The sequence below is a fragment of the Andreprevotia chitinilytica DSM 18519 genome (genome assembly GCF_000711875.1).
Taxonomy (GTDB): domain Bacteria; phylum Pseudomonadota; class Gammaproteobacteria; order Burkholderiales; family Chitinibacteraceae; genus Andreprevotia; species Andreprevotia chitinilytica.
This window is the reverse complement of the sequence record NZ_JONM01000043.1, coordinates 1-12,668: the sequence shown is the minus strand read 5'-3', so window position 1 is coordinate 12,668 and position 12,668 is coordinate 1. Positions and strand designations below refer to the sequence as shown.

The window sequence follows — 12,668 nt, the reverse complement described above, 5'->3', positions numbered from 1 at the left end:
CACCCTCAATAGCGCCGGCCTCGACAACACAGGCGGCCACCTCTACGCCACCAACGCCGTCGCGCTCAATCTGGGCAGCGGCACGCTCACCAACAGCAACGGCAGCATCGCCGCGGTGGATTGCGGCGGCGCGGCCGGTTGCGCCACCGGTGATGTATCGATCACGGCCGGCGCAATCCAGAACACCGCCGCCGGCAACATCACCGCCAGCCACAACCTGACCCTGAACGGGTCCAGCCTGGACAACAGCACCGGCACGCTGCAAGCCGGCAACGCGCTGACGACCAACCTCACCGGCACGCTGACCAATATGGCCGGCAAGATCCTCTCCACCGGGGATATGGTGCTGAACGCGGGTTCGGTGCTGAACCAGAGCACCGGCATTCAGACCACGACCACCACCAAGGTGCTCGCGGATGATGCGCTGCTCGGCACGGCCCAGATCGGCACGTCGGTGCGCACCACCACCAGCGGTATTTGCGGTGCCGGCGGGGGGGGACAAGGCGGTACTTGCGGCTCTACGACGACCACGACCACCACCTACACCCACCTGTCCGACTACATGACGGGCGCGACGGCAGGCAGCACTGTCTCGGTGGAAGGCACCCAGACCATCATTGGCGAGTACACCGTCTCCGGCAACGGCAGCGGGCACCAAGTGCTCACGATGAGTTCCGACGTGAAGCAAGGCAGCGCACCCATCACCGGCACCAAGTACACCGGCAACGTCGGCGACGTGTGGGTGCTCACGGCCGGCACGGCCGTCATCCCGACGCTGGAAGAAGTCACCACCACCCAGACCAATGGCACGCAAGGCATCATCAACAGCAACCACGACCTGACCATCAACGCGGCCACCATCACCAACAGCTACAGCACCATTCAGGCCACGCACGATGTCACGCTGACCGCCACGGCTGCCCCAGTGCAAAACCTGGCCCTCGGCACCTTGCACACCACGGTGACGGATCAGGTGAACCAAGCCTCGCTCGATGCCTTCGTCAACACCCTGAACGGCTTGATGGGGAGCAACACCCTGGACGGTGGCGGCCTCTACACCGCCGCCAACGGCGTACTCAACACCCACGCCATCGCCAATGCCGGCGGCGGCGGCACCATCGCCGCCGGCCACAACGTGACCTTCAACGGTGGCCTGCAGAATCAGGGCACGGTCATGGCCGGCAACGATGTCACCATCACCGGCGGCACGTTCAGCAACGCCGGCTGGTACAACCCCACGCTGACCACCACGCCCGGCTGCGTGGCGGGGGCCAAGACCTGCAAGGGCGAGGCCAATGCCAACGTGCAAAGCTTCAGCTGGCAGGAAGAGCGCGCCAACGTCATCGCCGGCAACAACATCAACATCAACGCCACGGCGGTGGACAACAGCCACGCCAACCTCGTCGCCAAGAACACCATCAGCATCACCACCCCGGGCGACCTGACCAACACCAGCGGCACCATCCACGCGCTGAATGGCGATGTGAACCTCACCGCCGGCCACATCGTGAATCAGGTGCAGGCACCGGTCAGCACGCACGTCAGCTACGGCAGCACCGACCCCATCGGCGGCTGCAACCCGGGCGGCACGTATAAGAACAGCCACTGCAGTGCGGACTTCCTCAACGCAGCCGGCGACCCGTCGCTGATCCAGGCCGGCCACGACCTCACCGTCACCGGCAGCAGCCTGAGCAACATCGGCAGCGCCATCGATGCCGGCAACAACGCCAACCTGCACCTGAGTGGCGACATCCTCAACCAAACGGTCTCTCTCACCGAACAATGGCGCGGCCGCTGGGTGGAAGAAACCGACTGGTTCCACCCCGACAAGACCCACACCACCTACGGCACCATCGTCACCGGCACGCAGGATGCGGTGATCCACGCCGGCAACAGCCTGACCGGCAACGCCGCCACCGTCACCAACAGCGGCAAGCTCACCGGCAAACAGGTCAGCCTGAGCAGCACCGACCTGATCAACGGCCTGACCGACAAAACCCTGCCGACGGCGCAAACCACCGTGCCGCAACCGGTGATCAGCCTCGCCCCGGTCGCCGTCAGCGTGCCCAAGGTGCAAGCCAGCGCCCACCGCGTCAGCGTGGCCCCGGTCAATGCCGTCCCCGCCAATGACGTGCCGACGCAAGCGCCGGAACTCGCCCAGCCGACCACGCTGGCCAGCGCCGCCACCCCCAAGACCGGCATCGCCGCCGTGGTCGGCCACGCCAACGCGCAAGACGCGCTCGCCGCCATCGGCCCGACCAAGGACGGCAGCGCCACCGTCACCCAAACCGCGGCCGCCACGGCCGCCAGCATCACCTACCTGAAACACAACACCGCCGACGACCTGCTCGCCAGCATCGGCCCGGCCAGCCTCGTCGCCAACCTGCCCAGCAACCTGCTGCCCCAAACGGGCATGCAGTTCTACGCCGACCCGTACCTCGAACAGCAACTCCTCACCCAGGCGGCGCTGAAGCAAACCGGGCAGGCGTGGTTCATCAACGGCCTGGCGCAAGACGACAAAACCAAGATGAGCCTGGCGGATGAACAAAAAGCCATCCTGTACCAGAACGCCATCGCCTGGGCCGACAAGAACCAAGTGACACTCGGCACCGCGCTGACCGACCAGCAAATCGCCGCGCTCGACGCGCCCATGCTCTGGTACGTGCAACAAGCCGTACCCGACCCGAGCTGCGCCGGCCTGCCCACCTGCGGCACCGTCAGCGTGCTGATGCCGCAGGTCTACCTGCCGCAAGCCAGCCAAGCACAACTGGCGAAACAGGAAGGCGGCCTGATCCAAGGCCAGACCGTCACGCTGGACGTGAGCAACACCCTCACCAACACCGGCAGCATCATCGCCAACCAGCTGGACCTGAAAGCCAAGGAACTGGTCAACGAAGCCAGAAGCGTGGATATCGGCTACGCCACCAACAAGGTGGAAGGTGGCTGGATCAATATCTACGGCACCCAAGTTCAACCGGGTGGCCTGATCAGTGCCACCAATCTGAATATTGATGCCAGTGCGGTGAAGAGCATTGGCGGCCAGTTCCAGGTCGTCGACGCGAACGGCAAGGTCGACGAAGCCAAGAGCGAAGCGCTGTTGCTCGACCTGAGCAAAAAGCTCGGCATGAACTACACCGCCGAGCAAGTTCACGACGACATCCACCAAGACTTCATGAAGGACACGAGTGGCCCCGGCGCGCTGGGCCAAGTCGCCGCCGTGGTCGTTGCGGTCGCGCTCTCCTTCGTGGTCGGCCCGGTGGCCGCAGCCGTGCTCAGCAGCATGAGCAGCCAGCTGATCATGACCGGCAAGATCGACTTCACCGAAGTGGTCAAAGCCGCCGTGGTCGCCTACGTCACGATGGGCGCGACCGAGTACCTCGGCAACGCGGGCGCGCTGGCAGATACCACCGCCACCACCGCCTCCGACGGCACCGTCACCCTCTCTGCCGCCACCGACTGGGGCAGCAAGATCGTTGGTGCGGCTGAACGCAGCGCCATCAGCGCCGGCGTGCAAACGGTGGTGTACGGCGGCAGCTTCAAGACCGCGTTCGTGAACAGCCTTGCCGTGAATGAAAGTGCGCTGGCGGCGAACTTCATCGGCGACCAGTTCGCGGATAGCAAATTCAACATCGACAACCAGAACACCCCGAACCCGATGCAAGTCTTGGCGCATGCCGCCTTGGGCTGCGCGACGGCGGCGGTGCAGAGAGCCAGCTGCAGCAGTGGTGCGATTGGTGGAACAGTCTCCGCAATCAGCGCGCCGCTACTGGGCCGGGTCATCGACACCAGCACCGATGGCGGTAAAGCCCTGTTGGCTGGCACGGATGTGGCGATCACCGGCACGGTGGCTGCCATCGCGGGCAAGGACGTGAACACCGCGATGAGTGCGGCGCAGAACGAGGTGGAGAACAACTACCTCAATCACGATCAGGCAGCGAAACTCAAAAAGGACTTGGCCAACGCCAAGAACCAGCAGGAAAGAGACAAGCTTATCAGCGATGCGGAGCTACTGAGCCAAACGCAAAGCCAGAGCCTGATCAACGGCCACGTCATCAACAAGGACATCGCAGCGACCAGCGAAATCGCCGGCATCATGTCCACCAAGTTGCAAGACCTGCAAAGTTTCGACACGTCTATCGCCAAGCTGGACGGCCTGCAGACCACCAGCACCGACACGGGGATGAGCACCGACAAGGCGCTCGCGCTACAGGCCCAAAAGCAACAGCAGGCCCGCATCGATAATTCGCCGGTACTCACCGCACCGCCGCAGAACACGGTCTATCAAGACAGCACCTCTGGGCAGCTCGCTAACAACCTCAGTCAATCGCTGCTGATTACAGGCGCGGCGGTAGCGGCGAACACCCCCGTCGTCGGCCCGGCAATGGCTGGCTATGCGATTGGAGCGGGCACGTACCAAGTCACGCATGATGATGTTCTAGCGGGGATAGTCAACATCGCTGGCGGCACATTGGGCGGCATCACCAGCACTTTCACGACGGTGAAGGCGGGTACGTCGCTGTATGAGATGGCGCTGGGCGGGAAGGCAGTTACGACGGCTGAGCCGGTGACGAACTTTGCGACGTGGAATTTGGATGGCGAGACGGTGACCAATTCTGGCACTGGGTCGCCAATAGCTACGAACACAGTAAATTCTTTGCAATTAGGAAAAATTGTCAGCTCACATACTGCTATCGATCCGGGGCCATTGGATCCGAGTGTGGCCGAAACGTTTGCTGGTGGACGGTACAGCGTTGTTACATTGACGGAGGATACGACTTTGTACCGAGCAGGGACGGCGGCTAAGCCACTCGGTCAGTTCTTAGACGTGATACCTCCTGATGGAATTCTTCAGGCCAGAATCGACAAAGCGGTCCTGCCAGTGTGGCCGGGCGGAGCAACATCGCCAATTGATACGTCATTTGCACTTACTATTCCTAAAGGTACTCAGGTTTATGTGGGAGAGGTCGGCTCGCAGGGCGGCTTCTATGTCGGTGGAAAACAACAAGTCGTCGTCCTAAAACCGTGGGCGATTGATGGTGTTCAAGTGCTTAGTTCGAGCCCGCTTAAATGAAAAACATTCAAGAGATACATGTAACCCTAACAAGGATGGCTGAGCTTCTGGACATGGGGGAGTTTGGTGACTGGGCCCTCGTGTTTGAAAGGCTTAGCGATGAAGTCGTTGTTGATCCGAACACAGTTTGCGTGGACGTTATATCCATGTATGGAGGAATGGGATCATTAAATGATCTTGTTCTCTACAAAGATGGACAACCTCTGCGCAAAGAAAATGATGAATTGGATGCACTAAGGTCGAAGTTATATGCCCTATGTCACGAGTAGCCCGTAGGTTGGGCTAAATGAAATGCAGCCCAACATTGGTGAACAAATCGCCAATGTTGGGCTTCTCCTTGTTCTACCCTCGCAACGCGCTTTTCCTGTTTCCTGCGCTGGCATCGCCGCCGCCTCTCCTTCACACTCCCGGCACTTCCTCGCTTCGGTTCATACAGCACGATGATTTTGTGGCGGATTCTTATGTCACTTTGGCGCGCCTTCCTGATTATTCGGGATGGCATTGCCGATTTGTGGCTCAGGTTGGCGGGATGGCCGACCAAGCCGCTCAATGCGGAAGAGCTGGAAGAACTCGCCGGCTAGCTGCAACGGGCCGGCATCAGTGGCATAAAGGATTTGCCGGCGCTGGATGGCTTTTTCGCTGGTGTGGTGGTCGGCCCCCAACCTGTTTTTGCCGAAGATCGGCTTATTGTTTTGTTCGGCAAGAATCTGGGTTCCGCCAGCGATGCAGACATCACCCACGTATTGAAACTGCTGGCCTGCTTCAAGCACATGGTTGCAATTCAATTCCGGCGTGAGCAGTTCTGCTATCGGCCGATCAGCATTCCAGAACGTGGGCCTGCCCGCAGTTGGGACAAATGGTGTTACGGCTTCGTCGTAGCTGCCGGCTTGAACCGGAAATACCATCAAATCGACTGCATACTTGGCCGAACAGCCGGATTGATGAGTTGCTGCAGTTGCAGGTGTTGGCGCAGTCAGTGGACTGAGGGGCAAGGTGGGGTGCTGGACGCTCACATGTTTGCGTAATCAAAGGCATCGGTAATAATCAGACGTGAATGTTTTTATCTGGATATGCGCCATGACATCACAACTGCAACGTGCAACTCAGACCCGACAAGCGCTGCTGGCGGCGGCGGAAGCATTGATTGCCGAACACGGCTACGCGAGACTCAACGAAGACCGCGTTTGCACGCGAGCAGACTTATCCAGAGGCGCATTGCGCCATCACTATCACAACGGTCGCTATGACCTGTTGCCGGCGCTGCTCACCCAACTGATCGAACGACAAAGCGCCGAACTGGCTAGCGCCACCCCACGCGAACGCGCCCACCATATGCTGCGCGGCATCCTGGACGATCCAGGTAAATCGAGCGTCGTTGCCATCTTCGAACTCTGGATGGCGGTGCGAGGTGACGCCAGACTCGCCGCACGCCTTAACCCGATTTTCTCGACTGCCTTCGAGCGGTTGCTGGGTGTGCAGGCCGACCAAGGCCTTGCCCTGGACATTCTGGCGCTCCGCCTCATTCTGAGCGGAGCATGCATGCATCGCTTCAGCCAGGGCTACGACCGCGCTGCCTTGGTCAGCACGGTGCAATGGCTCCTAGCCTGCCTGCCGCCTGTCGGACTGACACCGCAGCACCCAGTTGGGCAAACCGCTCTATATGACACGGTGAATTGATCGGCACGCTCAGGGCGCAGGCTTGGCGTTACCGAAGCTAACATCGTGCATCGCGGCCTTGCGGTGCTCCCTTTTGTTGCTGTCCGAATGTACGGCCAACAGTCCTAGTTATCTGCCTATCGTTCCACACTTTGGGGGCATGGTACTGAATTGGCTTCGGCTGAAGCCTCATTTTGCTACATGCCGACATCCTTGTGAGGTTGCAGTTCGACCAGTGAAGAACCGAGCGGTTATCTCTGAAGTAGCTCCAATGCAGTTTGAAGGAGTTGCCGCAGATGCGCTTGCTTAGAATGCCCAAACTGCGGGCACTGTCCGGTCATTGTCAGAAAGGCATTTAATACTGCGGGCGAATGCTTTGCCAGCGCGACTAGATGCTCGCCATTGGGCCCATAGCGGCCCGCTAACCAGTTCTTCGCTGTTTTTTCGCTTGCGCCGGTCCATCGCATAACGGATTTCAATGCGCGTCGCGACTCGCCAAGTTCAGTCCGCAAAGCCAACGCTATCAAGGCCGCATAATCTTCTGCATCTTTTTCGATCGGAAATGAATTACCCATTTTTGGCAACATATTTCTTATCCCCAAAGCTAATGTTCAACACGAGCGCCTACCTGTTGGTGTGTTGTCAGAAAAGTCAGCATGCACCAGAAGGGAGAAAGCAGTGGGCAGGGAGATGAGGTGGACGAGCGAAGACACTACAACACGCGGGAGCAAATGAGCGCGCCAACGTTGCGTGCCGCCGCCTATGTCCGCATGTCTACTGAACACCAGCAGTACTCCACGCAGAATCAACTCAATGCCATTCAGGAGTACGCGTTGCATCGGGGTATCGAAATCGTCAAGTTATATGAAGACGAAGGCAAAAGTGGTCTACGCCTGGAGGGGCGTGATGCACTGAAACAATTATTGCGCGATGTTGAAAATGGCCAAGCGAATTTTGAATTGGTCTTGGTTTATGACGTCAGTCGCTGGGGACGCTTCCAGGATCCTGATGAAAGTGCCAGTTATGAAATTCGGTGCAAGCAGGGCGGAGTTCATGTCAGGTATTGCGCAGAACAATTCGAAAATGATGGTAGTCCAGTTTCCAGCATTATAAAAAGCGTAAAACGTACAATGGCCGGCGAGTACAGTAGGGAGCTTGGAATCAAAGTTTTTGGAGGGCAAAGCCGTCTTATTAGTCTCGGTTTTCGTCAAGGCGGTTCTGCTGGGTTTGGTTTGCGCCGCCAGCTTATTGATGTGGCTGGGAGTCCAAAAGGCCTTTTGTCTCGTGGTGAGCATAAGTGCATTCAGACTGATCGCGTCATTCTCGTTCCAGGGCCAGAAAGCGAACAGAACATAGTGCGATTTATTTACAAAAAATTTGTTGAGGAGGGGCGATCAGAACAGGAGATAGCTGGGCTGCTCAATCAGCAAGGAATTAGAACTGATCTTGATCGATTGTGGACGCGTGGCACAGTTCATCAAATATTGATTAACGAAAAGTATATCGGCAACAATGTCTGGAATCGGACTTCATTCAAACTCAAGCAAGAGCATGTTAGAAATCCATGTTCAGAATGGATACGTGCTGAAGGTGTTTTTAAGCCGATTGTTGAGTATGTCTTATTTGTTGCTGCGCAATCGATTATTGCGAGTAGATCCGAACGAATGAGCGATGATCAAATGCTGGATGCATTGCGTAAGTTGTTCGCTCGGTGCGGATACTTGTCCGGCATGGTAATCGACGAGTCGGAAGACTGTCCATCAAGCAGTGCATATCAAAGTCGTTTCGGTAGTTTGGTTCGCTCATACTCGTTGATTGGCTATCAGCCGAATAGAGATTTCAGATATGTCGAAGAAAACAGACAGCTCCGCACTTTGTATCCCCTCGTTGTCCAGGGCGCAATTTCAAATATCCGTGAACTTGGCGGTCATGTGGTGATTGATGCTAAAACAGAGTTAATCACTGTGAATGAAGAGTTTACGATTTCACTTGTATTGAGTCGTTGCCGGATTACTCCAGCAGGATCCTTGCGCTGGGTTGTTCGGTTCGATAGTGGCCTTGCGCCTGATATTACAGTTGTAGTGCGGATGGCTGTTGGGAATGAACTGGCACTGGATTATTACTTGTTGCCAGCCATGGATATGCTGGTATCCCGTCTTCGGTTAGCTGAAAGGAACGAGGCCGGACTTGATGCTTATCGGTTCGACAATCTTGACGCGTTATTTCACCTGGCACAACGCGTCCCCATTAGAGACTTACATTGATGCGCGATCAGAATGAACTTACTCAAACGAAGCATCATATACAGCGGCGTCAACAGGTTGACATGATCGAATTAAGCCGAATTCACGTTTTGAATCCGCGCGCCAGAAATCAAAAGATATTTGCTCAATTGGTCGAAAATATTGCGACGTTGGGATTGAAGCGGCCAATTACGGTCGTTGCATGTGGTGAGGATGAAAAGGGAAAGTTGTATGAGTTGATATGTGGTCAAGGACGCTTCGAAGCATTTCAGGCTCTTGGAGAGAATGAAATTCCTTGCGTAGTGGTTGAAGCAAGCCAAGCTGAACGCTATTTGATTAGCTTGGTTGAGAATCTGGCACGTCGGAAACACTCCAATCAAGATCTATTAGGAGCTGTAAGAGTGCTTGAAGAACGAGGTTACTCGGTTTTACAGATATCAAATAAGATTGGTTTCGATGCTGGCTATATAGGGTGCATACTTCACTTGTTACGGGAGGGCGAAGAGAGGCTCATCGCTGCTGTAGAAAAGGGATGGTTGTCAGTCGATATGGCAGCAAAAATTGCAAAGGCTAGTGATGCAGACGTGCAAATTGCCATGATGGAGGCCTACGAGCAAGGCTTGCTTCGAGGCGAACAACTCATGAAAGTACGACGTCTAATTGATAAGCGACGCGTAATGGGAAAGCGATATGCGGGGCAGAACGGTAAGCCCGTCAAAACAAGCCCGCAAAAGTTAGTACAGGCATATCAAGCTGAGGTGCGGCGACAGCGATTAATCATCAAAAAGGCGGATATCAATGATCAACGCTTGCTATATGTCACTTCAGCATTGAGACGCTTACTCACAGATGAACACTTCCGTACATTGTTGCGCGCCGAAGGAATCCAGGACATGCCGAAGCCGCTGGCTGAACATTTGCGAGAGGCTACTTTATGAAGAGCGTTCAGCTCGCATTTAATAAGCAAACAATCCTACTGCCACTGGACCGTATTTTGCCAACCAGATTAGTAGGGAAATCAGCAGCACAAACAACAAAATTTCAGGTTATTTTAAGTTCAATCAGAGAGCTTGGCATCATTGAGCCGCTTGCAGTACATCCGGAAAATCCAAAAGAACCAGAGCGGACCCCTTATATCCTACTGGATGGCCATTTGAGGCTTGAGGCGCTTAAGCAACTTGGCTGTACAGAGGCAATATGTCTTGTGGCAACCGATGACGAAGGATTTACATATAACCGACAAGTGAATCGAGTCAGTGCAATTCAAGAACATCGTATGATCCTAGCGGCTATCAATAAAGGAGTGTCGGCAAGTAGGATTGCCCAAGTGTTAAATGTCAACGTAGATCGCATCCGTGAACGCCAACATTTACTTGATGGTATTGCGCCGGAAGTCGTCGATTTGCTCAAAGATAAAATGGTCGGAAACAAGGTATTTTCTTGCCTCCGCAAGATGAAGCCAATTCGCCAAATTGAGGCGGCCGAAATGATGATTTCGGCGAATCGGTTCACTGGGCCATATGCTGAGATGGTGCTCGTCGCAACTCGCCCAGAGTTGCTGGCTGACCCGAAAAAGAACAAGCCAAATGGTGAAATTACGCCTGAGGATATCGCACGGATGGAACGGGAAATGGAAAAACTCCATCAAGATTATTTGGCGGTCGAAGATTCAATCGGCGACACGATGCTTACCCTTGTCATCGCCAAAGGGTACATTTCGCGCCTGCTTAGGAATTCAGCGATCACCGACTACCTGGATCGCCACCATCGTGACTTGATCGAAGGATTGTCCGCAGTGATGGAGGCGATCACGACTGATGCTCGTAGTCCAGAGCGGGAGTGAGTGAACTTTCAACGCGTACTTGCCTGAATAGAAGGTCACCGATAACGACCTTGAACAGCAACAGGTTCGTCCACACCTGTCTGCAATCCTTGCGGAAGATCTGCACTTCGCGCGTAGTGCCGACGATCTTGTCCTGGCCAGTCGTGCGGTTGTCATCTTACAAAGCAACCCCGAACACGGGGTGATTACCTGTGCCAGAACGAGTGCTCACACATGGTCATTCTCTCCACACAATCGAATGATCGGGTGCAATATTCGGTTAGCTTGGATTGGGCTCGGACTGGCATGGTGCGGTAAAGGCTGTATGTGCCAGGGCGGCGGGGAGGGTTGTTAAGATGCTGGCAAAGGATGCTTACGCTGCTGGCGTTGATCCCCGTCCCAGATCAGCTACCGGGAGGCAGTGACGAGCATTAACAATGCATCGATCACCGTCCTGTTTTTGCCACCTAAAATCGCCGATGACACCTGTAAACAAACGCACTCGGTTCATTGCTGCGCTCAAAGCGCTGCCGGTTCATATGCAAGAGCGCCTGCAGGCGCTGAAGGCTGATGGCGAAGCGCTCAGGCAACGGCCCGACTTGCTCTGGTATCTGCTGCTTCAGTGTGCGGCCACACGCGAAAACGCGCGTTACTGGGCTGGATTGTGCGACGACCCCGAATTACTGCATTCGGTTTCATACGCCGTACTCGTCCAGCTTGATGCCGCGTCCCGCGCGGCCCATCTGCTCAGCGTACTGCGCAAGGCGAAGATTCGGTTACGGGTTGAGCAAACCGTTCAACTGGCGGCTAACGTCAGCCGTATTGCTGAGCTGGGCGGGGTTGAAGTGGCCACAACGCACATGCTGAATTTGCCCACGCGAGACGAGAAATATGAATTCATGTGCTCGTTTCACGGTATTGGCCCCAAGTATGCGCGGAAGGTGTGGATGGATATCCATGACCCCGATTTCCGCGATACCTTTGCCGTGGATTTGCGCTTGAAGCGGGTCGCGGTGGCGCTCGGCTTCACAAGCAGCAGAGACGGCAGCTATCAGCAAGCAGAGCTGTTTTATCACGCCATCGCGCGAGAAGCTGCGCTTGAGCCTTGGGAACTTGATCGCTTGCTGTGCCACTTCACCAATTACTTCCTCGGCGAGATCGAAGGCCGGCCTTGGGTGGCGCGAAGCCTCGGCACAAGTAGGCACATTGAACGAACGACTCAGAGATCGTCCTCGTTCACGCCTTCTTGCCAGACCACGCGCCCCTCGTTCGGGTCGTAGACCGCCTGCGTGCGCTGAACGATGGGCGGGCGCGGGCCGGTGTAGCGGGACGGGGTGAGTGCATACCGTCCGGCCGCCGGGCCGTGGGCTGGCGTGATTTCCCGCAGGTAGCCGGCTAGCGCCAGCGCATGCAGGTATTTGCGCGCCGTGATCAGGCTAACTGGCACTTGCTCGGTGCTGGCCTGTGTGGCCAGTTCACTGGCGGTAAAGTCGCGGATGATGCGCATGGTTCGCCACATCTGTTCGCGGTGCAGGCCGGTATTGACCGCCCGGCCAGTGCGATCCACGCGGGGCGCTTCGACGCCGTTGTCGCGGACCAGCAGGTAGGTGGATGGGGCGAAGCGTTCCACGGGCGGCTTTTCCAGATAGCCCGCCTTGACCAAGCCTTGAATGTATTTGCGGATGGACTCGCCGTCGATATTGGTTTTGAACGACAGGTCGTCCATGGTGAATTCGCGCAGCTTGCGCATTTGCTCCCACAGTCGCTGCCGTGGGCCTTTGCCGCCGGGGCGTTCGAGGTGAACCGGCTTGCGCATTACACCCTCCGCTTCGGCGCTTCGCCGGTATAGAGCGGGCGCTTGCCCCACGTGGCGAGG

Annotated in this window: 10 protein-coding genes; 8 read left to right on the top strand and 2 right to left on the bottom strand. The window is 56.6% G+C overall.

Annotated elements, in window-relative coordinates:
• From BR41_RS21170 to BR41_RS21155, 4 genes are all read left to right on the top strand, one after another.
• The coding region (locus BR41_RS21170; RefSeq protein ID WP_035061281.1) for a VENN motif pre-toxin domain-containing protein at positions 1–5,071 on the top strand (5,071 nt) is incomplete at its 5' end.
• The gene (locus BR41_RS21165) at positions 5,068–5,340 is read left to right on the top strand and encodes a DUF6966 domain-containing protein (RefSeq protein ID WP_035061278.1); all 273 of its coding nucleotides are present in this window, start codon (positions 5,068–5,070) and stop codon (positions 5,338–5,340) included. The genes BR41_RS21170 and BR41_RS21165, both read left to right, overlap by 4 nt.
• 375 nt (positions 5,341–5,715) lie before the next feature.
• Entirely contained in the window at positions 5,716–6,096 is a 381-nt protein-coding gene (locus BR41_RS25630) for a hypothetical protein (protein ID WP_373278363.1), read from the top strand.
• A gap of 52 nt (positions 6,097–6,148) precedes the next feature.
• Positions 6,149–6,748 carry a TetR/AcrR family transcriptional regulator gene (locus tag BR41_RS21155; RefSeq protein ID WP_051711549.1) on the top strand — a complete coding sequence of 200 codons (600 nt, stop codon included), beginning with the start codon at positions 6,149–6,151 and terminating at the stop codon, positions 6,746–6,748.
• 230 nt (positions 6,749–6,978) lie between these two features.
• Here the strand turns inward: BR41_RS21155 and BR41_RS21150 are convergent, their stop codons facing one another.
• Positions 6,979–7,314, bottom strand: a complete 336-nt coding sequence (locus BR41_RS21150; protein ID WP_035061272.1) for a hypothetical protein — start codon at positions 7,312–7,314, stop codon at positions 6,979–6,981.
• 69 nt (positions 7,315–7,383) lie between these two features.
• Between BR41_RS21150 and BR41_RS21145 the strand changes: the two genes are divergently transcribed.
• The 4 genes from BR41_RS21145 (at position 7,384) to BR41_RS24430 (ending at position 12,072) form a co-directional block, all read left to right on the top strand.
• The gene (locus BR41_RS21145; protein ID WP_084187503.1) at positions 7,384–8,991 is read left to right on the top strand and encodes a recombinase family protein; all 1,608 of its coding nucleotides are present in this window, start codon (positions 7,384–7,386) and stop codon (positions 8,989–8,991) included.
• Positions 8,991–9,908, top strand: coding sequence for a plasmid partitioning protein RepB C-terminal domain-containing protein (locus tag BR41_RS21140; RefSeq protein WP_035061269.1), 918 nt, complete (start codon positions 8,991–8,993; stop codon positions 9,906–9,908). The genes BR41_RS21145 and BR41_RS21140 overlap by 1 nt, the downstream gene beginning before the upstream one ends.
• On the top strand, positions 9,905–10,813 hold the full coding sequence (locus BR41_RS21135; RefSeq protein WP_035061267.1) for a plasmid partitioning protein RepB C-terminal domain-containing protein: 909 nt from the start codon (positions 9,905–9,907) through the stop codon (positions 10,811–10,813). The genes BR41_RS21140 and BR41_RS21135 overlap by 4 nt, the downstream gene beginning before the upstream one ends.
• A 458-nt stretch (positions 10,814–11,271) precedes the next feature.
• Positions 11,272–12,072: a hypothetical protein gene (locus tag BR41_RS24430; RefSeq protein ID WP_156970850.1), complete on the top strand. Its 801-nt coding sequence runs from the start codon at positions 11,272–11,274 to the stop codon at positions 12,070–12,072.
• Here the strand turns inward: BR41_RS24430 and BR41_RS21125 are convergent.
• The gene (locus tag BR41_RS21125) at positions 12,012–12,608 is read right to left on the bottom strand and encodes a hypothetical protein (RefSeq protein ID WP_035061261.1); all 597 of its coding nucleotides are present in this window, start codon (positions 12,606–12,608) and stop codon (positions 12,012–12,014) included. The two genes, BR41_RS24430 and BR41_RS21125, sit on opposite strands and share 61 nt — an antisense overlap.
• Between the last annotated feature and the right edge of the window lie 60 nt (positions 12,609–12,668).

Coding starts and splice junctions, on each gene's coding strand:
- BR41_RS21165 (WP_035061278.1), top strand. CDS start 5,068: ATGAAAAACATTCAAGAGATACATGTAACCCTAACAAGGATGGCTGAG.
- BR41_RS21155 (WP_051711549.1), top strand. CDS start 6,149: ATGACATCACAACTGCAACGTGCAACTCAGACCCGACAAGCGCTGCTG.
- BR41_RS21150 (WP_035061272.1), bottom strand. CDS start 7,314: ATGTTGCCAAAAATGGGTAATTCATTTCCGATCGAAAAAGATGCAGAA.
- BR41_RS21145 (WP_084187503.1), top strand. CDS start 7,384: ATGCACCAGAAGGGAGAAAGCAGTGGGCAGGGAGATGAGGTGGACGAG.
- BR41_RS21140 (WP_035061269.1), top strand. CDS start 8,991: ATGCGCGATCAGAATGAACTTACTCAAACGAAGCATCATATACAGCGG.
- BR41_RS21135 (WP_035061267.1), top strand. CDS start 9,905: ATGAAGAGCGTTCAGCTCGCATTTAATAAGCAAACAATCCTACTGCCA.
- BR41_RS24430 (WP_156970850.1), top strand. CDS start 11,272: ATGACACCTGTAAACAAACGCACTCGGTTCATTGCTGCGCTCAAAGCG.
- BR41_RS21125 (WP_035061261.1), bottom strand. CDS start 12,608: ATGCGCAAGCCGGTTCACCTCGAACGCCCCGGCGGCAAAGGCCCACGG.